This window comes from Empedobacter sp. UBA3475 (genome assembly GCF_002378465.1).
In the GTDB taxonomy this organism is placed as follows: Bacteria; Bacteroidota; Bacteroidia; order Flavobacteriales; family Weeksellaceae; genus Empedobacter; species Empedobacter falsenii_B.
On sequence record NZ_DFRA01000015.1, the window covers coordinates 22347 to 42801 of the forward strand.

A 20455-nucleotide genomic window follows, 5' to 3' on the forward strand; every position below is an offset into this window, starting at 1 on the left:
CGTCAAAATTAATCAAAAAAACAAACCTATAGTATGAGTTTAAAAATGATTAACATACAAAAGTATTTATTTTTTGCGATGATGATGGTATTTTCTACATTTTCATTTGCACAAAAAAAGCAAAATTTTGTAATTGTTATTGATGCTGGTCATGGTGGACATGATGCTGGAGCAAGGGGAGTCGCTGATTATGAAAAGAATATCACGTTAGATGTTTCGAAAAGATTGGCGGAATTAATTAAGAAAAATCACAAAGATGTTAAAGTTGTTTTAACACGTGACACAGATATTTTTTTAGAATTATGGGAACGTACACGAATTTCAAATGATAATCATGCGAATTTATTTGTCTCGATTCACTGTAATTCTGCTGATAACAAAAGCGCAACAGGAACAGAAACATTTGTAATGGGATTGAAAAGATCTAACGAAACAGATGAGGTTTCTAAACGTGAAAACTCGGTTGTGTTTTTAGAGAAAGATCAAGAACGTTACGAAAAATTTAATCCAAATGATCCAGAAGCGGTTATCGCTTTCGAGATTATGAATGCAGCTTACAAAGAACAATCTATTCGTTTTGCAGATTTGGTAGAAAAAGGTTTCGTGAATCGTGATTTCAGAAAAAGTAGAGGTGTTAAACAAGCAAATTTTCACGTATTGAGAGGAAATGCTTCGCCTTCAGTTTTGGTTGAGTTAGGTTTTATTTCGAATTATGATGAAGGAACTTTTTTAGCATCAGACGAAGGAAAAGATAAAACGACGACTACAATTTATGAAGCTTTTAAACAATTCAAAAAAGAATATGATCGTAGAAGCGGAGTAGAGGACGAGGACGAAAAACCTAAACCAGTTAAAAAAGTTGAAAAACCTGTAGAAGGAAAAAAATTGAAGGTAAGGGTAATGGAATCTAAAATGAAATTTTCTTCAACTTCACCTCAATTAAGAGGTTTAACAGATTTAGATGTGATTCAGGAAGGTGATAATTACGTCTATTATTACGGGGAAACAGATTTGCAATCTCGTGCAGATGATTTATTGCAAACGGTAAAACGTAAAGGATTTTCTGGTGCAAAAATTGTAGAATTTGAAACGAATAAAAAATTAGAAGGCGGTAAAAATTATCGTGTTCAGTTTATGACATCAAATAAAAAATATAAAGACAAAGACGAAAAATTTAATGGATTGACAAATGTGTTGCGAGTAAAAGAAGGTGGACTTCAGAAATATTATTATGGCTCTGATAAAACAATGGAATCTGCTCAAAAAACATTGAAACAAGTACAAGACAAAGGTTTTAGAAACGCCTTTATCGTTACATTTAATGGTGAAGAACCAATGTAAACGTAATATAAAATGTTTCTTTACAAATTAAATTTTATTTTTGCATAAAATCATAACAAGTGAAGTTATCTAAAGAATTAAAAATAGGAGTTGTTACCATCTTAACCTTAGTAGGTTTTTTCATGCTATTCAATTTCTTAAAAGGTCAAAATATTTTTTCATCAGGACGTTTGTTTACTGTAAAATACGAAAATGTAAGCGGATTAGCTCCTTCTAAACCTGTTTCTGTAAACGGTTTGAGAGTTGGTCAGGTGAAAGAAATTAAAATTATAGATACTGCAAAACCTATCTATTTTGAAGTCGTGATTTCTGTCGAAAAAGATATTCAATTTTCGAAAAAAACAATTGCAGAAATTTACGAACCAGGAATTATGTCTGGACCAGAAGTTAGACTTTTATTAGACTATGGACCAGATGTAGCAAAAGATGGTGATTATTTACAAGGTCGTATTGCAGGCGGAATGTTAGATGGTTTGACGAAACAATTAACGCCAACACAAGCAAAGTTAGATAGTGTTTTATTAAGTTTTAATCAAACATTAGGAAGTGTAAACAATGTTTTGGATCCGTCAACTCAACAAGATATTAAAGCAATGTTGAGAAACTTGAATCATACAATTGATTCGTTCGACAAAACAGCGCAATCGTTGACTGCAACATCAAATAGTGCAAATAATTTGATCAAAACAAACGAAAAGACATTGAACACAACGCTTAACAATGCAAGTGCTACAATGGCTTCTGCAAAAGCTACGGTTGACAAATTTGGAAAAACTGCGGATAAATTAAACGCGTTAGAATTAGATCAAGTGATTAAGAATTTTGAAAATGCGTCTAAAAACTTAAATACATTGTTAGAAGATATGAATAATGGAAAAGGTTCTTTAGGAAAATTAGCAAAAGATGAAACGCTTGCTAACGAACTTGAAGCAACAATCAAAAATATGAATGAATTGGTAACAGACTTAAAGAAAAACCCAAGTCGTTATGTGAACATCTCTGTTTTTGGTAAAAAGCAACCAGTTCAGCCATAAAATCAAAACTAAAATTTAAATACTCAAAACTCACAAAAAGACTAATAAAAAATGATGAAGTACATTCCAAATGTAATCTTTCTTCTAATTATGATAGGAAGTATTTGGTTCTTTGCGCAAAACGTAAAGAAACTTATACGTAACATCAAATTAGGGAAAGAAATAGATCGTTTCGATCATCCTGCGGAAAGGTGGAAAACGATGGCTCGTGTGGCTTTAGGACAAGGTAAAATGACTGTTCGTCCTCTTGCTGGTATTCTACATGTTTTTGTTTATGTAGGATTTGTTTTAATCAATATCGAAGTATTAGAAATTATCATCGATGGTGTATTCGGAACACACCGTATTCTAAGTTTCTTAGGAGGTTTCTATAACGGAATGATAGGGTTTTTCGAGATTTTAGCCTTTTTGGTGATGATTTCGTGTATCATTTTCTTCTGTAGAAGAAACTTTGTAAAAGTTGGACGTTTTTGGAAACCAGAAATGAAAGGCTGGGCAAAAGACGATGCTAATTATATCCTAATTATGGAGGTTGCATTTATGTTGGCTTTATTTACAATGAATGGTGCAGATCAAGTGTTACAAAAAATGGGTGCACCTCATTATATCGAAACAGGATCTTTTCCAATTTCTTCTTGGTTAACAGCACCAATTATTAGTCAATTCAACGACATCACATTTATTACAATTATAGAAAGAGCAGCTTGGTGGTTTCATATCATCGGAATTTTCTTTTTCTTAAATTATTTGTATTATTCAAAACATTTACACATCATTTTGGCTTTTCCAAATACATGGTTTTCTAAGTTAGAACCAAAAGGAGAATTCAATAATTTACAATCTGTAACAGATGAGGTAAAAATGATGATGGATCCAAATGCAGATCCTTACGCAGCACCTGCCGAACCACAGGGAGAGCCAGAAACATTTGGAGCAAAAGATATTTTTGATTTAAACAGAGTACAATTATTGAATGCCTACACATGTACGGAGTGTGGGCGTTGTACATCTGAATGTCCAGCAAATTTGACAGGGAAAAAATTATCTCCTCGAAAAATTATGATGGATACTCGTGATCGTTTAGAAGAAGTAAGTAAAAACATCGATGCAAACGGAAGTTTTGTGGATGATGGTAAAATGCTTGTCAACGATTACATTTCACCAGAAGAATTATGGGCATGTACATCTTGTAATGCATGTACACAGGCTTGTCCAGTAAATATCGATCCGTTATCAATTATTGTTGATTTACGTCGTTATTTGGTAATGGAACAATCTGCTGCACCAAACGAGTTGAACATGATGATGACAAATGTCGAAAACAATGGAGCTCCTTGGCAATTTAACAATGCGGATAGATTGAATTGGGCAAACGATTAAAATTGTAAAATACAATTACTCATTCTCAAAGAACTATTAATTTTTGTACATAACACACAAACACAGCACACATGGAAAATTTCTTAGAGGAAAAAATTGAAAACGGAGAAAGAGTAAGTCCTATTTTACCAGAAAATGTTAAAAATTATTTAATTGACATTGATGGAACAATTTGCGATGATATTCCAAACGAAGAACCAGAACGTATGCTAACAGCAGAATTATATCCAGATGCTTTAGAAACATTAAACAAATGGTACGACGAAGGACATATTATCACATTTTTTACATCACGTACAGAAGAACATCGTGAGTACACAGAAATTTGGTTGAAAAAACATGGTTTCAAATACCATGGACTTTTAATGGGAAAACCTCGTGGAGGAAATTATCATTGGGTTGACAACCATTTAGTAAAAGCGACACGATACAATGGTAAATTTACAGATTTGGTTGAAAAAAATGTTTCGATTCAAGTTTTTGATGATGGAAAACATTAAACCAAATCCATTCAAATAACACAAAGACTACAAAAAATATGTCAAATATTACAGTTAAAACAATGGCTCAATATATGGCCGAAGGCAAACAACCAGAAGTTTTGTTTTGGGTTGGATGTGCTGGAAGTTTTGATGATAGAGCCAAAAAAATAACACGTGCATTCGTTAAGATTTTAAATAATATTGGCGTAGAATTCGCCGTTTTAGGAACAGAAGAATCGTGTACAGGTGATCCTGCGAAACGTGCCGGAAACGAATTTGTTTTCCAAATGCAAGCCATGATGAACATCGAAGTTCTGAATGCTTACGAAGTGAAAAAAATCGTTACGACTTGTCCACATTGTTTCAATACCTTAAAAAATGAATACCCAAGTTTAGGTGGAGAGTATGAAGTTTTACATCATTCTCAATATTTACAACAGTTAATCAACGAAGGTAAATTGAAATTAGAAGGTTCTGAAACGTTCAAAGGAAGACGAATCACTTTCCACGATCCTTGTTATTTAGGTCGCGGTAACGATGTGTATGAAGCGCCTCGTGAATTAATCGAAAAATTAGATGCCGAATTAGTCGAAATGAAACGTTGCAAAACACGTGGATTATGTTGTGGTGCTGGTGGAGCGCAGATGTTCAAAGAACCAGAAAAAGGAAACAAAGACATCAATGTAGAACGTACAGAAGAGGCTTTAGAGAAAGAGCCGCACATTATCGCAACAGGTTGTCCATTTTGTAATACAATGATGACAGACGGTGTAAAACACTTCGAAAAAGAATCAACGGTTATGGTAAAAGACTTAGCTGAATTGATTATGGAAGCGAAAGATTTATAATCGAATTTATAAAAATAATATAAAAAAGCCATCTCTTTGAGATGGCTTTTTTTTTGTACAAAAATTTTAACTTTCTAACATCTAACATCTAACATCTAACATCTAACATCTAACATCTAACATCTAACATCTAACATCTAACATCTAACATCTAAAATTTCCGTATCTTTGAAACACAAATTTTAAATAAAGAGAAAATGAATTTAGCAGACGATTCAAGAATTTGGATTTTTCAAGCCAATCGTAAATTCTCAACAGAAGAAAAGCAAGCTATTACAGCTAAACTAAATACTTTTATAGCGGATTGGAATGCGCATGGCGCTGAACTTTTAGCTGATTTTGATTTACCTTACGATCAATTTATTGTAGTTGGTGTAGACGAAAATCAAGCGACAGCAAGTGGTTGTTCTATCGATAAATTAACGAAAATCGTACGTGAAATTGATGCAGATTATTCGTTTGATTTATTAAACAGAATGTTAGTTTCGTATGAAAATGAGGAGGAAGTTTTTATTGAAAAATTACCAACATTCAAACAAAAAGTAAAAGAAGGAGAAATCAAAAATGTAAAAGTTTTCAATAATGGAATTTCTTCTTTGAATGATTTTAATAAAAATTGGTTGTTACCGATTGAAGAAAGTTGGGCAAAAACATTATTAAATTAAACGTTTAGAATCCAAAAATAGTAAAGCCGAGTTTAGAAATAAGCTCGGTTTTATTTTTAATAAAATATTGTTGAAAAAACACTATTTTTACGTAATAATAAATTAAAAATACTATGAAAAACAAAGGATGTCTTATTGGTGGAGTGATTCTTTTAGTTCTTGCAGGAATCGTTTTCTGGGGAATTGGAGTTTCGAATACGATCAAAACAACAGATCAAGGTGTGCAAAAACAATGGTCGAATGTAGAAAATACATATCAAAAACGTTCAGATTTAGTTCCAAATTTAGTGAACACGGTAAAAGGTGCTGCGAATATGGAAAAAGAAACGTTAACAGCTGTAATTGATGCACGTGCAAAAGCGACTTCTAATCAAATTAAAATTGATGATCCAAGTCAATTAACAGATGCAAATATTGCGAAATTTCAACAAGCGCAAGATCAATTAGGATCTACATTAAGCCGTTTATTGGTTTCTGTTGAAAAATATCCAGATATTAAATTCAATCAAAATTTTACTTCTTTACAAGCAGAATTATCTTCTATCGAACAAGAAGTTTTATTTGAAAGAAAAAAATACAACGATGCTGCGGAGAAATTTAACAACATGATTGTAACTTTCCCAAACAGTTTAATCGCTGGTTTTACAGGTGCTACGAAAAAAGGTTATTTCAAAGCTGCTGCAGGATCTGAGAATGCTCCTAAAGTAGAATTCTAATCATTATGGGAAAAAAGAAACACAAATTTCTTTCTTCAAAAGATGAAAAAAAAATAATCGAAGCTATTCAAAAAGCAGAGAAAAATACAAGTGGGGAAATTCGAATTCATATTGAATTCGAATCTTCTCCCAATCATTTTGACAAAGCTTTAGAAGTTTTCGAGCAATTGGAAATGCATAAAACCAAAGATCGAAATGGTGTGTTGTTTCATGTTTCGCCAACCGATCATAATTTTACGATTATCGGAGATGAAGGAATTGACAATGCAACGCCAGACGACTTTTGGGACGATATAAAAGTAGATGTTGTCAAGCATTTCAAAAAAGAACATTATGTAAAAGGACTTTGCAAAGGAATTAAGAAAACCGGCAAAGCACTTAAGAAATATTTTCCTCATCAAGAGGATGATACAAACGAATTACCAGATGAAATTAGCTACAGTTAAATACTTTTTTCTAACTTTTTTTCTTTCCATTTTAACCGTTTTTGGGCAGACACCGGATGAATTGGTGAAGATGGAACATCCGCCTAAAAAGCTTGTGCAAGATTATGCACATGTTTTTGATGCAATGCAATTGGATGAATTAGAACGAAAATTAGTAGCCTATGATGATTCAACATCTACTCAAATTTTGGTATTAACAGTGAAGTCTCTAGATGGTTATCCATTAGAAATGTTTGCAAATGATATTGGTGAAAAATGGAAAGTTGGTACACAAGGAAAAGATAATGGAGTTGTAATTGTTTTAAGTGAACAAGATCGTAAGATTACGATTAGAACAGGTTATGGAGCTCAAATTTATCTACCACCAAGTGTCAACAAATCGATTATTGACAATGTTATTATTCCGTATTTCAAACAAGGTGATTATGCTGGTGGAATAAATGCTGGAGTCAATTCTATTTTTCAAGCTTTTGCAGGAAAATATAAGCAAGACAAAGCAAAATCGCAAGAACCAGAAATGGATTGGGTTGCTCTTATATTTGCAATCGGTTTTTTCATCTTTATTTTTATTATTATATCGAAAGGTAAAGGTGGTAATAATGACGGAAATGGTGGCAGACGAAGAAGTTTGTTAGATGATATTATCATCATGAATACAGGAAGTTCTGTTTTCGGTGGTGGAGGTTTTGGCTCAGGAGGAAGTTCTTGGGGTGGATCATCTGGCGGTGGCTTTGGCGGCTTCGGAGGCGGAAGCTTCGGAGGCGGAGGAGCATCTGGTAGTTGGTAGAAATACTATTTTGATTAATGAATTTTAAAATTGTCACAAATATTGAAACTGATATTTTTTATTTAATTATTAATGAATTAGTAAAAGATAAATGGAAAATTATTTGTGAATATGATGATGAAATTTTTGATAAATCAATTGATTTCGACTTTTACAAATTAGCTAAAAATGAAAAAATAATTTTGTTTGCTTGGGACAACTGGTTTGAAGGAGAGATAAAAGCTGAAATTGAAATTCTAAAAGAGTTAGCTGTTCAATATAAGTTTGATTTAAACTTTAATGAAGCAAATTTTCTTCAAGATGAATATATTACAGAAAGAATGAAAAATCTTTTAAAATTTCACGAATAAAACCAAAAATCCGAACGAAACCGTTCGGATTTTTTTATGACTGAACATTATTCGTTAAATTCGTTTTCTAAATCAGTTTATGGAACTTCTAAATCATATTTACACCAATCAACGCAGTAATACAAACGATACATCGGATGCGAGATCAGAATATCAGCGTGATTATGATCGTATTATTTTTTCGTCTGCCTTTCGTCGTTTGCAGAACAAAACGCAAGTTTTTCCTTTGCCAGGAAGTGTATTTGTCCACAATCGATTGACGCATTCGTTAGAGGTTTCGTCTGTTGGACGCTCGATGGGAAATTTGGTAGGAAAGTTTATTTCCGAAAATTATAAATTAACAAAAGAATCACAAGAATTTTATAAATATAGTATTCACGATGTTATTTCAGCGGCATGTTTGTGTCACGATATCGGAAATCCAGCTTTTGGACATTCGGGCGAAGATGCAATTGCTTCTTATTTTGATCGCCATGAAACAGATTTGAAACAATATTTTACTGAAGCCGAATGGGCTGATTTAATCAATTTTGAAGGAAACGCAAATGCAATTCGAATTTTAACACAACAACAAAACGGAAAATCGGAAGGTGGTTTACGTTTGACGTATTCAACATTGGCTGCGATTGCAAAATATCCATGTGAATCGGTTGCAAAAGATAAAAATCAATTGCATCGTAAGAAATTTGGATTTTTTCAGGCGCAAAAGGAAGCTTTCCGAACAATTGCTGAAAAAACGAATATGATTTTGGAACAAGATTCACCAATTATTTACAAGCGACATCCGTTTGTGTGGTTGGTAGAGGCGGCTGACGATATTTGTTATTCGATTATCGATGTCGAAGATTCGCAACGTTTAGGAATTATTGATCATGATAAATGCCGAAAATTATTTTTGAATTTAGTTGAATCTTTAGATCCATCTCAAATTGATAAAACAAAAAATACATTAAAATCAATTTCAGATAAAAATGATCGAATAGCGTATTTACGTGCCAAATCAATTAATTTATTGACTCAAAAATCGGTTGAAGTTTACCAAAATAATTTTGATCAAATTGTAAAAGGAGAATTTAAAACGGCGTTATTAGATGTGATTAAAAATGAAACGGAACAAGTAACGAAACGAGTTTTAGACGAAATTCAACGTTTCTCGATTGAAAATATTTATAATCATCGTTCTGTTCTCGAAATTGAAAATGCAGGTTATAATGTAATGTCAGAATTGCTTTCGCAATTTATTCCTCCAATTTTAAAAGATGAAAAAGAACGCAAAACGTTTGAGAAAAAAGCCTTGCGTTTAGTTCCTGCTCAGTTTTTATATGAGAAAGGAACAAAGTATCAAAAGGTAATGGGAATTTTGGATTATGTTTCGGGAATGACTGATAATTACGCAACAGAATTATATCGTCGTATCAAAGGAATCGAAATTGGAATGACGATTTAAGTACGAAGTTAGAAATACGAAGCTCGAATTTAGAGAAATTGTCATGCTGAACTCGTTTCAGTATCTCATCAAAAATTAGCGAATTTGTTATTCCGACGAATGGAGGAATCTATAGATTCTTCATTTCGCTGAAGCTATATTCAGAATGACAAAAAATAATGAATTCTACGTTTCGTAAACTAGATAACTAATTTCTAGTCTCGAATAACGAATAACTAAATAACATCACACAATAATGAAAAATGTAACAATACGAGAAGCAAGAAAAGAAGATTGTCCTCGAATTTTAGAGTTAATTCACGAATTAGCTTTATACGAAAAAGCACCAGACGAAGTAACGGTAACCTTAGAAGAAATGGAAGAATGCGGGTTTGGAGATAAACCAGTTTGGGGTTCTTTGGTTGCAGAAGTGGACGGAAATGTGGAAGGAATTGCGTTGCATTACGATCGTTATTCGACTTGGAAAGGACGCAGATTATATTTGGAGGATTTGATTGTAACCGAAAAAATGCGCGGTTCTGGAATTGGTAAATTATTATTGGATGAATTAATTGTTTATGGAAAAGCGAATAATTACCACGGAATGGTTTGGCAAGTTCTGGATTGGAATGAACCTGCAATTAATTTCTATAAAAAATATAACGCAGATTTTGATCCAGAATGGATTAATGTTTCGGTGAATTTTTAATAACAAAAAACTCCAACTTGATGAAAAGTTGGAGTTTATATTTTTGCTTAACGCTATTTCATAAAACTTTCATACCATTTCCATAAAATAATTCCTGTACAAACCGAAACATTAAGCGAATGTTTTGTTCCTGATTGTGGAATTTCGATACACGTATCACATTGATCAATGATTGATTGTTGCACACCATCAACCTCATTTCCCATCACAATTGCATATTTCTGAGATTGGTCAACTTCAAATTCATTTAACAAAACAGAACCTTCCGTTTGTTCAATCGTTACAATTTGATAACCATCTTCTTTTAATTTAGCAACCAATTCATTCGAATCTTTCACATATTCCCAATCAACAGAATTTTCTGCACCAATGGCCGTTTTATGAATTTCTTTATGAGGTGGAGTTGCTGTAATTCCACACAAATAAATTTTATCAATTAAAAATGCATCCGAAGTTCTAAAAACTGCACCAACATTGTGCATACTTCTCACATTATCCAACACCACAACAATCGGGTGTTTTTCAATAGCTTTATATTCTTCCGCAGAAACGCGACCTAATTCGTCTAATTTTAGTTTTCTCATCACTTCGTTTTTAACTAACTTAGCTGTTCAAAATTTATAATAATTTGACAAAAGTAGTAAAGAATAAGGAAACTCCTCTAATGAAACAATATAACACCATCAAGGCGAAATATCCTGATGCAATGTTGTTGTTCCGTGTGGGAGATTTTTACGAAACATTTGGAGAAGATGCTGTGCGAGCTTCTCGCATTTTAGATATAGTTTTAACAAAACGCGCCAATGGTTCTGATAATAGTGCTTTGGCAGGGTTTCCTCATCATAGTTTGAATACTTATTTACCGAAATTGGTGAAAGCCGGTTTACGCGTTGCAATTTGTGATCAGCTCGAAGATCCAAAGATGGTAAAAGGTATCGTAAAACGTGGTGTTACAGAATTGGTAACGCCTGGTGTTGCGTTGCAAGATGAGGTTTTATCGTCAAAATCGAATAACTTTTTGATGGCTGTTCATCAAGGTGATAAAGCTTTTGGAATTGCGTTGTTAGATGTTTCGACAGGAGAATTTTTGGTTTCGGAAGGACAAGAAGATCAAGTAGCGAAAATTATTCAATCGTTTCGACCAAGTGAAGTGATTTACCAAAAACGTGTTAAATATAATTTTTCTGATGTCAAAAGTAAATTTTTGTTGGATGATTGGGCTTTTCAATATGATTTTGCAGTTGATAAATTAACCAATCTTTTTAAAACTAAGAATCTAAAAGGTTTTGGAATTGAGGATTTAAAAGATGGAATCATTTCTGCGGGTGCAATTTTAGCTTATTTGGATGACACACATCACTTCGAAATTCAGCATCTAACATCTATTCAGCGTCTTAATCAAGATAGTTTTGTGTGGATGGATCCATTTACGATTCGCAATCTCGAATTGGTTTATTCTCCACATCCAAAAGGTGTTACGTTATTAAATGTTTTAGACGATACCAAAACTCCGATGGGAGCACGTTTGTTGAATCGTTGGATGGTAATGGTGTTGAAAGATTTGAAATCAATTCAACGTCGTCAAAATATTGTCGAATACTTCTACAAATTTGGAGATTTACGTTACGATTTGCGAGAAAAATTAGGTCAATTAACCGATTTAGAACGTTTGGCTGGAAAAGTTTCGACAGGTAAAATTACACCTCGTCAATTGCAACAATTAGCACAAAGTTTGAAAATTTCGGAAGAAATAAAAGAAGTTGCTGAACAATCGAATATCAAAGAAGTTGCAGATTTATTTTCTCGAATCGAACCAATTGATCATTTAACACAAAAGATTTTTGATACACTTTCTAACGAGCCTCCGCATCAAATTGTAAAAGGAAATGTAATTAGAGAAGGTGTTTCAGAAGAATTGGATCGATTACGAAAAATTCAGTTTTCTGGAAAAGATTATTTGGATCAAATGTGTCAACGCGAAACAGAACGAACTGGAATTTCGTCCTTGAAAATTGCATTCAATAATGTGTTTGGTTATTATATTGAAGTTCGAAATACGCACAAAGATAAAGTGCCAGAAGAATGGATTCGTAAGCAAACTTTGGTGAATGCAGAGCGTTATATTACCGAAGAATTAAAAGAGTACGAAACACAAATTCTTGGTGCAGAAGAAAAAATTCTTGCTATAGAAAATCAATTATTTATTGAATTGTTACAAGAAATTATCACTAAACTTTTACCGATTCAACAAACGGCAAAAGCAATTGCATTTTTGGATGTTTTGTCAACTTTTGCAGAAATAGCAGAGAAAAATAATTACACAAAACCTTCTCTTAATGATGGTTTTGAACTAAATATAAAAGAAGGTCGTCATGCTGTGATTGAGCAACAATTACCAATTGGTGAACAATATGTGTCGAATAATGTTGAGTTAAATTCGGATCATCAGCAAATTATTATGATTACTGGACCAAATATGTCTGGTAAATCGGCGCTTTTACGTCAAACTGCTTTGATTGTTTTGATGGCGCAAATGGGAAGTTTTGTTCCAGCTCAAGCTGCAGATTTAGGAATCATTGATAAAGTTTTTACTCGAGTTGGTGCTTCAGATAATATTTCATCAGGTGAATCGACATTTATGGTCGAAATGAATGAGACAGCAAGTATCTTAAATAACATTTCGGAACGAAGTTTGATTTTATTGGATGAAATTGGTCGAGGAACTTCGACTTACGATGGAATTTCGATTGCATGGGCAATTGCAGAATTTTTACATCAAAGTGCCTTGAAACCAAAAACATTGTTTGCAACGCATTATCATGAATTGAATGAAATGTCAAAATCGATGGAACGTATCAAAAACTTTAATGTTAGTATCAAAGAAACAAAAGATACAATATTATTTTTGAGAAAATTAGTTCCAGGAGGAAGTGAGCACAGTTTTGGTATACATGTTGCTAAAATGGCTGGGATGCCAAAACGAGTGGTGGACAGAGCAAATGATGTGTTGAAAATTTTGGAAGCAACGAAAACAGATGAAGGAATCTCGAATAAAACGGAGAAAATAACGCAAGATAATATGCAATTAAGTTTCTTTCAGTTAGATGATCCAATTTTAGATTCTATAAGAGAAGAAATTCTGAACACAGATATCAATACGTTAACACCTGTTGAAGCATTGATGAAATTGAACGAAATCAAAAAGAAACTTGGTAAATAAACTTAAAAATATGAAGAAAATAATTTTAACTGTAGCAGGAGCTTTAGTATTAGCTTCTTGTGCTACAAACCCTGTTACCGGACGTAAATCGTTGTCATTAGTTTCTAATGCAGATTTATTTCCGACAGCTTACAATCAATATTCTCAGGTTCTTAAACAAGGGAAAGTAATTACAGGTACTGCCGATGCTAAAATGGTGCAAACAGTAGGGGAACGTTTAAAATATGCCGCTGAAAAATATTATCAAGAAAAGGGAATATCTTCTCAATTACAAGGTTATCAATGGCAATTTACGTTGTTAAATGCAAACGAAGTAAATGCATGGTGTATGCCTGGAGGTAAAGTTGCGGTTTATTCAGGTATTTTACCTGTTACCAAAGATGCAACGGGATTGGCTGTTGTTTTAGGTCACGAAATTGGTCACGCTTTGGCTGGTCATAGTGCGGAGCAAGCTTCTCAGCAAATGGCCGCACAAGGTTTAGGACAAATAGTTGGTGGATCCATTGGAAATGCAGAATATGCAAAAGTTTTTGAACAATTATATCCTGTAGGTGCACAAGTTGGTTTACTAAACTATTCTCGTAAAATGGAATTAGATGCTGATGTTACAGGATTGTATTTAATGGCGATGGCGGGTTATGATCCTTCTCAAGCAATTCCTTTTTGGGAACGTATGGCGGCGAAAAGTGGAAATGCAGGAGTTTCAGAATTCTTGAGTACTCACCCTTCGGATGCGACGCGTATGGCTAAAATAAAGGAAGCCTTACCAACTGCTTTAGCATATTACAATGCAAGTCCGTATAAAGGAAAATAGAATAGTTTTTATTCATTTGTAAAATATAAGCGAGTTAATTTGATAAATTGATTCGCTTTTTTTATATTTAGTATTCAAAACCACAATTAAAATTAAAATGATTAACAATTTTAGAATCAATTCGTTTTCTGAATATAAGAAAGCGTATAAAAAAAGTGTCGAGGAGCCTGAAAAATTTTGGGATAAAATTGCTGGAAACTTCGTTTGGCAAAAGAAATGGGACAAAACACTTGAATATAATTTTGAACAAGCAGATTTTAAATGGTTTCAAGGTGGACAACTAAATATTACCGAAAATGTTTTGGATCGTCATTTGGAAAAAAATGGAAACAAAACAGCTTTAATTTGGGAACCAAATAATCCTTTAGAGGAATCTAGAATTATTACATATCGTCAATTGCATTCAAAAGTTTGCCAATTTGCGAATGTCTTAAAAAATAATGGCGTACAAAAAGGAGATCGTGTGTGTATTTATATGCCAATGATTCCAGAATTAGCCATCGCGATGTTAGCTTGTGCTCGTATTGGCGCGGTACATTCTATTGTTTTTGCAGGATTTTCTTCTGCTGCAATTGCCTCTCGTATCAACGATGCGCAATGTAAGGTTTTGGTGACAGCAAACGAAGTTTTTCGTGGAACGAAATCAATTAACTTAAAAGCAATTTGTGATGAAGCCTTAAAAGATTGTGCTTCTATTCAGTCGTGTATTGTTTATCGACGTGCTATCGAGCCTACTTCTATGGTTGGTGGACGTGATAAATTTTGGATTGATGAAATGCATAAGGTAGACGATAATTGTCCTGCGGAAATTATGGATGCCGAAGATCCTTTGTTTATTTTGTATACTTCTGGTTCTACAGGAAAACCAAAAGGAATGGTGCATACATGTGGTGGATATATGGTGGAAACGGCTTATTCGTTCGATAATATTTTTCAAATGGAGCACAACGATATTTATTGGTGTACAGCAGATATCGGTTGGATTACAGGACATAGTTACATTATTTATGGACCTTTGGCTTGTGGAGCAACTTCAGTAATGTTCGAAGGAATTCCAAGTTTTCCTGATTTTGGACGTTTTTGGGAAATTGTCGAAAAATTAAAAGTGACACATTTCTATACAGCTCCAACAGCAATTCGTTCGTTAGCTCGTGAATCCTTAGATTATGTCGAGAAATATGATTTATCAAGTCTTAAAGTTTTAGGATCAGTTGGTGAACCAATTAACGAGGAAGCTTGGCACTGGTTTAATGATTATATTGGAAAAGGAAATTGTCCAATTGTAGATACATGGTGGCAAACAGAAACGGGATCTATTTTGATTTCGCCATTAGCAGGAATTACGCCGCTTCGTCCAACGTTTGCAACATTACCGCTTCCAGGAATTCAGCCAGTTTTAATGGATGAACATGGAAAAGAAGTAGAAGCAGTAAATGAAAAAGCAGAAGGACGTTTAGCAATTAAATTTCCTTGGCCATCTATGGCTCGTACTATTTATGGTAATCATAAACGCTATGTAGAAACCTATTTTTCAACATTTCCGGGATATTATTTTACAGGAGATGGAGCGTATCGTGATGTAATGGAAAATTATCGAATTACAGGACGTGTAGATGATGTAGTGATTGTTTCTGGACACAATTTAGGAACTGCACCAATAGAAAATGCGATAAATGAACACGAAGCTGTAGCAGAAAGCGCGGTTGTTGGTTATCCTCATGATATCAAAGGAAATGCATTGTATGCTTATGTGATTTTGCAAGATGGAGTACAAGGTTCACCAGAACTTGAAGCAGAAATAAAAAATGGAGTTTCTAAATTAATTGGAGCAATTGCAAAGCCAGATAAAATACAGTTTGTTTCAGGTTTACCAAAAACGCGAAGCGGAAAAATTATGCGTCGTATTTTAAGAAAAATAGCAAGCAACGAAACTGATTTTGGCGATACATCAACATTATTAGATCCAGATGTTGTAACTGTTATTCAGAAAGGAAAAGTTTAAAGTAAGGCTGAGGTTAAGATTTAGTCTAAGCTTATCAAAATAATTTTCAAAACAAAAAGCATTACCCAAAAAGTAATGCTTTTTTGGTTTGATTATTTTGGATAAATTTTCTCTTCTAAATTTCCTTTATATAGCCGATATTCAATGCATTTTTTGTAATTTTGTTGACTTTTTAAAGGTATGATAAAAATTTCACCAGTTTTAGAATCGTATTTAGATCATCATGTGGATCAAGAACCTGAAATCTTGAGCCGTTTACGTGTTGAAACTTATCAATGTACAACGCAGCCACACATGATTTCGGGAGAATATCAAGGTCGTTTGTTAAGTATTTTGTCAAAGATTTTAGCCCCAAAAACTATTTTAGAGTTAGGAACTTTTACAGGTTACGCAACATTGTGTTTGGCAGAAGGTTTGATTGCTGATGGAAAAATCATTACGATGGATAAAAATGATGAATTGGAATATTTGTGCAGAAAATATTTTGATGAATCTGAATTTGCTTCAAAAATTGATTTTAGAATCAATGATGCACGCGAAGAATTAGAAACAATCGAGAAAAATTCTGTAGATTTAGCTTTTATTGATGCTGATAAAGAGAGTTATCCTTATTATTTTGAAAAAGTTTTAGAACTTTTACGTCCAGGAGGAACCATGTTAGTTGACAATGTTTTGTGGTACGGAAAAGTAATGATGGAAGAGGAAGATAAAAAAGATCCTTCGACAAAAATTTTGAAAGAATTTAATGAAATGGTAACGAAAGACAAACGAGTAGAGTCGATAATTTTACCAATTCGTGACGGAATTACGTTAATTCGAAAAAAATAATGAAGTACGCCATTTGTCAAGTAAGTGTTGCGCCATTGCGCTACGAAGCAAGAGATTCATCAGAAATGGTGAGTCAGGTTTTGTTTGGAGAAAAGTTGATTATTTTAGAAGAATTAGAAAAATGGACTAAAGTTCAGTTAGCTTTTGATGGTTACGAAGGTTGGCTAGATCCAAAACAAATTGTAGAAATTTCGGAAGAAGAATATAATAAAGATTCGATCGAGAAATTTGCAATTAATCCGTATAATCATGCGATGGAAAATGGCTTGCCAATGACGTTGACAATTGGAGCTGAGGTTCGTACTTTGAATGAAAGTAAAATCAAAATTGGTCCAAAATGTTTTGAATATTTTGGGGTATATACGTCTGGTAAAAAATCAAAAGATCAATTGGTAGAAATTGCAAAAGCCTATCTAAATGTACCTTATTTGTGGGGAGGAAAATCTTCGTTCGGTATTGATTGTTCTGGTTTAACGCAACAAGTGTACAAAATAGGTGGCTATAAAATTCCAAGAGATGCTTATCAACAAGCGGAAATGGGTGAAGTTTTGAGTTTTGTAGAAGAAGCAGAACCAGGTGATTTAGCTTTTTTTGATAATGCAGAAGGTCTAATTATTCATGTCGGAATTATGTGTGGCAATGGAAAAATTTTGCACGCACACGGAAAAGTTAGAATTGATCCAATCGATACAAATGGAATTTTCAATACCGATTCTCAAAAATATTCGCATAAACTGCGATGCATTCGAAAATTAATTCCTTAATAATAGAGCAAAAATCATTTCGAAAGAAATGATTTTTTTGTTTTAATTGAAATCAAATCTAAATAGGATATAATCAAGTATTAAACTATTTTTTAATTGGATTTAGCTGTAACTTTAGTAAACACTAATCGATTGAAATAATGTCTATAAAAATTCCTGAAAATTTAAAAGGGTTATCTGATTCTGAAGTCAAAAAAGCTCAACAACAATACGGAGATAATGCTATAAAGGGTGAACAGAATTCTGCTTGGTATAGTTTATTATTTGATATTCTAAAAGAACCAATGACGCTAATTTTGATTGCTGTATCAATTATTTATGTGTTGGTTGGTGATTTGGGCGAAGCTGCATTTATGTTTGTGGCTATTGTTGCTGTGACAGGAATTTCATTTTACCAAGGTTCTCGTAATCAAAAAGCTCTGCAAGAGTTAGAAAAGTTGAACGAACCTTTGAGTTCAGTTATTCGTAATGGACGATTAGTTGAGATACCAACACACGAAATTACAATTGGTGATTTGTGTATTACGGAAGAAGGAAAAATGATTAATGCGGATGGAAATATTGTTCATAGTAATGATTTTTCGGTGAATGAATCGGCTTTAACAGGCGAAAGTATGTCAGTTTTTAAAGATATAGATCATCCAGAAATTTACAGTGGAACTTTGACAGTTTCTGGTTTGGCTATTTTTGAAGTGACAGCCATTGGAGCAGAAACGAAGTTGGGAAAAATAGGAACGTCAATTTTATCTATAAAAGAAGAAAAATCGCCTTTGCAATTGCAGATAGAAAAATTTGTGAAAGGAATGGCAATCATTGGAATTATTGTTTTTGCAATGGTTTGCGGATTCAATTATTTTCAAACAAAAGACATTGTAAGTAGTTTATTAAACGGTTTGACTTTGGCAATGTCTATTTTACCCGAAGAAATACCAGTTGCATTTACTACATTTATGGCATTGGGTTCATGGAAATTATTACGCGAAGGAATTATTGTAAAAAAGAGTAGCGTTGTCGAAACTTTAGGAAGCACAACTGTTATTTGTAGTGATAAAACAGGCACAATTACCGAAAATTCGATGAAATTGAAAGCGATTTATGATGCAAAAATGTCTACGGTTTTTGATGAAATTCAATTCAATGATGTCGAAATTTCTAAGATTATACAATATGCGATGTGGAGTAGTGAACCTGTTCCATTCGATCCAATGGAAAAAACGTTGCACCGAGTTTACGAACAAACACAGGTTGATGAGCGCAATCAATATCAAATGTTTTTCGAATATCCTTTATCTGGAAAACCTCCGATGATGACGCATTGTTTTAAAAATAAAGATAATCAACGAATAATTGCGGCAAAAGGTGCTCCAGAAGCTATTTTACAAGTTTCGAATCTTTCTGATCAACAAAAAGATCATTTACGAAACGTTATTCGCGATTTTGGAACAAAAGGTTTCCGACTTTTGGGTGTTGCAAAATCTACTTTTAATTCAAACGATTTTCCAAAACAACAACAAGATTTACCTTTTGAATTGTTAGGTTTTGTTGTCTTTTATGATCCGCCTAAAAAGGGAATAAATGAGGTTTTCGAGAAAATATATAATGCCGGAATAAAAGTAAAAGTAATTACAGGCGATAATGCCGAAACTACGATGAGTATTGCGAATCAGGCAGGAATTATTCATGCTGAAGATAGTATTACAGGAAGTGAAATTACACAACTTTCTGAAAAAGAATTATTAAAAGCAGCCGACGAAAAAGTCTTATTTGCACGAATGTTTCCCGAAGCAAAATTAGCCGTCGTGAAAGCTTTGAAAGAGGATGGAGAAGTAGTTGCAATGTTGGGCGACGGAGTAAACGATGGACCAGCATTGAAAGCCGCACACATTGGTGTTGCAATGGGCGAAAAAGGAACTGAAATAGCCAAACAAGCTGCGCAATTAATTTTAACAAATGATGATTTAGGAAAATTAGTTATCGGAATAGCTGCTGGAAGACGCATTTATACGAATCTTAAAAAAGCTGTTCAATACATTATCTCGATTCATATTCCAATTATATTAATTGTTTCATTGCCGTTGTTTTTAGGTTGGGCTTTTCCGCAAATTTTCACACCGGTTCATGTTATTTTCTTAGAATTGGTAATGGGACCAACCTGTTCTATTGTGTATGAAAACGAGCCTTTAGAGAAAAATTCTATGAACGAAAAACCTCGTCCTATGACGGAAACTTTTCTGAATTGGAAAGAACTTTCAACAAGTATTATTCAAGGAATTATCATCACATTAGGATTGCTTTTTGTTTATCAATACACTTATCAGTTAGGCGGAAATGAAGAGAAAACCCGAGCAATGGTTTTTACAACGTTGATTTTCTCAAATGTTTGGTTAAGTTTAACGAATAGATCGTTTTATTATAGCTTGTGGTCAAGTTTTAAAAATAAAAATAATTTAATGGTTGGCGTTACAATTCTTACATTGCTTATACTTTTTGCAATACTGTATATAAAGCCAATTTCTTTATTTTTTAAAGTTTCTTCGTTGAATCTAAAAGAATTAGGAATGGCGATGCTTGTAGCAATGTTATCTGTATTGTGGTTTGAAGTTTATAAATGGATTAAACGTAGGAGAAAAAATTGAGTAAAAT

At 33.3% G+C, this 20455-nt stretch carries 19 protein-coding genes; 18 read left to right on the plus strand and 1 reads right to left on the minus strand.

What is annotated here, in order from left to right; all coding sequences use genetic code 11:
• Positions 1-45 precede the first annotated feature (45 nt).
• From B3I31_RS04070 to B3I31_RS04125, 12 genes are all read left to right on the plus strand, one after another.
• Positions 46-1341, plus strand: a complete 1296-nt coding sequence (locus B3I31_RS04070) for an N-acetylmuramoyl-L-alanine amidase family protein (RefSeq protein WP_257467976.1) — start codon at positions 46-48, stop codon at positions 1339-1341.
• Between the two features lie 59 nt (positions 1342-1400).
• The gene (locus B3I31_RS04075; protein ID WP_038332017.1) at positions 1401-2375 is read left to right on the plus strand and encodes an MlaD family protein; all 975 of its coding nucleotides are present in this window, start codon (positions 1401-1403) and stop codon (positions 2373-2375) included.
• A gap of 54 nt (positions 2376-2429) precedes the next feature.
• A complete protein-coding gene (locus tag B3I31_RS04080; RefSeq protein ID WP_291058956.1) occupies positions 2430-3755 on the plus strand; it encodes a (Fe-S)-binding protein in 1326 nt (441 codons plus the stop codon).
• 71 nt (positions 3756-3826) lie between these two features.
• On the plus strand, positions 3827-4255 hold the full coding sequence (locus tag B3I31_RS04085; protein WP_125348737.1) for an LNS2 domain-containing protein: 429 nt from the start codon (positions 3827-3829) through the stop codon (positions 4253-4255).
• Positions 4256-4293: 38 nt separating this feature from the next.
• Complete coding sequence (locus B3I31_RS04090) at positions 4294-5085, plus strand: (Fe-S)-binding protein (protein WP_038332021.1); 792 nt, start codon at positions 4294-4296, stop codon at positions 5083-5085.
• Between the two features lie 197 nt (positions 5086-5282).
• On the plus strand, positions 5283-5750 hold the full coding sequence (locus B3I31_RS04095) for an ABC transporter ATPase (protein ID WP_291058915.1): 468 nt from the start codon (positions 5283-5285) through the stop codon (positions 5748-5750).
• Positions 5751-5863: 113 nt separating this feature from the next.
• Complete coding sequence (locus B3I31_RS04100; RefSeq protein ID WP_038332025.1) at positions 5864-6466, plus strand: LemA family protein; 603 nt, start codon at positions 5864-5866, stop codon at positions 6464-6466.
• A 5-nt stretch (positions 6467-6471) separates the two neighbouring features.
• Complete coding sequence (locus tag B3I31_RS04105; RefSeq protein WP_291087643.1) at positions 6472-6912, plus strand: TPM domain-containing protein; 441 nt, start codon at positions 6472-6474, stop codon at positions 6910-6912.
• The gene (locus B3I31_RS04110; protein ID WP_291058917.1) at positions 6893-7699 is read left to right on the plus strand and encodes a TPM domain-containing protein; all 807 of its coding nucleotides are present in this window, start codon (positions 6893-6895) and stop codon (positions 7697-7699) included. The genes B3I31_RS04105 and B3I31_RS04110 overlap by 20 nt, the downstream gene beginning before the upstream one ends.
• Before the next feature lie 17 nt (positions 7700-7716).
• Positions 7717-8049 carry a hypothetical protein gene (locus tag B3I31_RS04115; RefSeq protein ID WP_221854340.1) on the plus strand — a complete coding sequence of 111 codons (333 nt, stop codon included), beginning with the start codon at positions 7717-7719 and terminating at the stop codon, positions 8047-8049.
• Positions 8050-8128: 79 nt separating this feature from the next.
• Complete coding sequence (locus B3I31_RS04120) at positions 8129-9496, plus strand: deoxyguanosinetriphosphate triphosphohydrolase (protein ID WP_286494676.1); 1368 nt, start codon at positions 8129-8131, stop codon at positions 9494-9496.
• 235 nt (positions 9497-9731) lie between these two features.
• A complete protein-coding gene (locus tag B3I31_RS04125) occupies positions 9732-10184 on the plus strand; it encodes a GNAT family N-acetyltransferase (RefSeq protein WP_115001464.1) in 453 nt (150 codons plus the stop codon).
• A 53-nt stretch (positions 10185-10237) separates the two neighbouring features.
• Here the strand turns inward: B3I31_RS04125 and B3I31_RS04130 are convergent, their stop codons facing one another.
• Positions 10238-10768, minus strand: a complete 531-nt coding sequence (locus tag B3I31_RS04130; RefSeq protein ID WP_125348748.1) for an RNA methyltransferase — start codon at positions 10766-10768, stop codon at positions 10238-10240.
• 80 nt (positions 10769-10848) lie between these two features.
• Here B3I31_RS04130 and mutS point away from each other — a divergent pair, with 80 nt between their 5' ends.
• From mutS to B3I31_RS04160, 6 genes are all read left to right on the plus strand, one after another.
• The gene (mutS, locus tag B3I31_RS04135; RefSeq protein ID WP_286494675.1) at positions 10849-13404 is read left to right on the plus strand and encodes a DNA mismatch repair protein MutS; all 2556 of its coding nucleotides are present in this window, start codon (positions 10849-10851) and stop codon (positions 13402-13404) included.
• Positions 13405-13414: 10 nt separating this feature from the next.
• Positions 13415-14218, plus strand: coding sequence for a M48 family metallopeptidase (locus B3I31_RS04140; RefSeq protein ID WP_221854344.1), 804 nt, complete (start codon positions 13415-13417; stop codon positions 14216-14218).
• A gap of 97 nt (positions 14219-14315) precedes the next feature.
• Positions 14316-16220, plus strand: a complete 1905-nt coding sequence (gene acs, locus B3I31_RS04145) for an acetate--CoA ligase (protein WP_286494673.1) — start codon at positions 14316-14318, stop codon at positions 16218-16220.
• A 180-nt stretch (positions 16221-16400) separates the two neighbouring features.
• Entirely contained in the window at positions 16401-17048 is a 648-nt protein-coding gene (locus tag B3I31_RS04150; protein ID WP_286494672.1) for an O-methyltransferase, read from the plus strand.
• Positions 17048-17812, plus strand: a complete 765-nt coding sequence (locus B3I31_RS04155; protein ID WP_219033619.1) for a C40 family peptidase — start codon at positions 17048-17050, stop codon at positions 17810-17812. Before B3I31_RS04150 ends, B3I31_RS04155 begins: the two co-directional genes overlap by 1 nt.
• A gap of 140 nt (positions 17813-17952) precedes the next feature.
• Entirely contained in the window at positions 17953-20448 is a 2496-nt protein-coding gene (locus B3I31_RS04160) for a cation-translocating P-type ATPase (RefSeq protein WP_286494670.1), read from the plus strand.
• The last annotated feature ends 7 nt before the right edge of the window (positions 20449-20455 follow it).

Bases quoted from the DNA above. Each gene is read 5' to 3' on its own strand.
- B3I31_RS04070 (WP_257467976.1), top strand. From the start codon at position 46: ATGATTAACATACAAAAGTATTTATTTTTTGCGATGATGATGGTATTT.
- B3I31_RS04080 (WP_291058956.1), top strand. From the start codon at position 2,430: ATGAAGTACATTCCAAATGTAATCTTTCTTCTAATTATGATAGGAAGT.
- B3I31_RS04085 (WP_125348737.1), top strand. From the start codon at position 3,827: ATGGAAAATTTCTTAGAGGAAAAAATTGAAAACGGAGAAAGAGTAAGT.
- B3I31_RS04090 (WP_038332021.1), top strand. From the start codon at position 4,294: ATGTCAAATATTACAGTTAAAACAATGGCTCAATATATGGCCGAAGGC.
- B3I31_RS04095 (WP_291058915.1), top strand. From the start codon at position 5,283: ATGAATTTAGCAGACGATTCAAGAATTTGGATTTTTCAAGCCAATCGT.
- B3I31_RS04100 (WP_038332025.1), top strand. From the start codon at position 5,864: ATGAAAAACAAAGGATGTCTTATTGGTGGAGTGATTCTTTTAGTTCTT.
- B3I31_RS04105 (WP_291087643.1), top strand. From the start codon at position 6,472: ATGGGAAAAAAGAAACACAAATTTCTTTCTTCAAAAGATGAAAAAAAA.
- B3I31_RS04110 (WP_291058917.1), top strand. From the start codon at position 6,893: ATGAAATTAGCTACAGTTAAATACTTTTTTCTAACTTTTTTTCTTTCC.
- B3I31_RS04115 (WP_221854340.1), top strand. From the start codon at position 7,717: ATGAATTTTAAAATTGTCACAAATATTGAAACTGATATTTTTTATTTA.
- B3I31_RS04120 (WP_286494676.1), top strand. From the start codon at position 8,129: ATGGAACTTCTAAATCATATTTACACCAATCAACGCAGTAATACAAAC.
- B3I31_RS04125 (WP_115001464.1), top strand. From the start codon at position 9,732: ATGAAAAATGTAACAATACGAGAAGCAAGAAAAGAAGATTGTCCTCGA.
- B3I31_RS04130 (WP_125348748.1), bottom strand. From the start codon at position 10,768: ATGAGAAAACTAAAATTAGACGAATTAGGTCGCGTTTCTGCGGAAGAA.
- mutS (WP_286494675.1), top strand. From the start codon at position 10,849: ATGAAACAATATAACACCATCAAGGCGAAATATCCTGATGCAATGTTG.
- B3I31_RS04140 (WP_221854344.1), top strand. From the start codon at position 13,415: ATGAAGAAAATAATTTTAACTGTAGCAGGAGCTTTAGTATTAGCTTCT.
- acs (WP_286494673.1), top strand. From the start codon at position 14,316: ATGATTAACAATTTTAGAATCAATTCGTTTTCTGAATATAAGAAAGCG.
- B3I31_RS04150 (WP_286494672.1), top strand. From the start codon at position 16,401: ATGATAAAAATTTCACCAGTTTTAGAATCGTATTTAGATCATCATGTG.
- B3I31_RS04155 (WP_219033619.1), top strand. From the start codon at position 17,048: ATGAAGTACGCCATTTGTCAAGTAAGTGTTGCGCCATTGCGCTACGAA.
- B3I31_RS04160 (WP_286494670.1), top strand. From the start codon at position 17,953: ATGTCTATAAAAATTCCTGAAAATTTAAAAGGGTTATCTGATTCTGAA.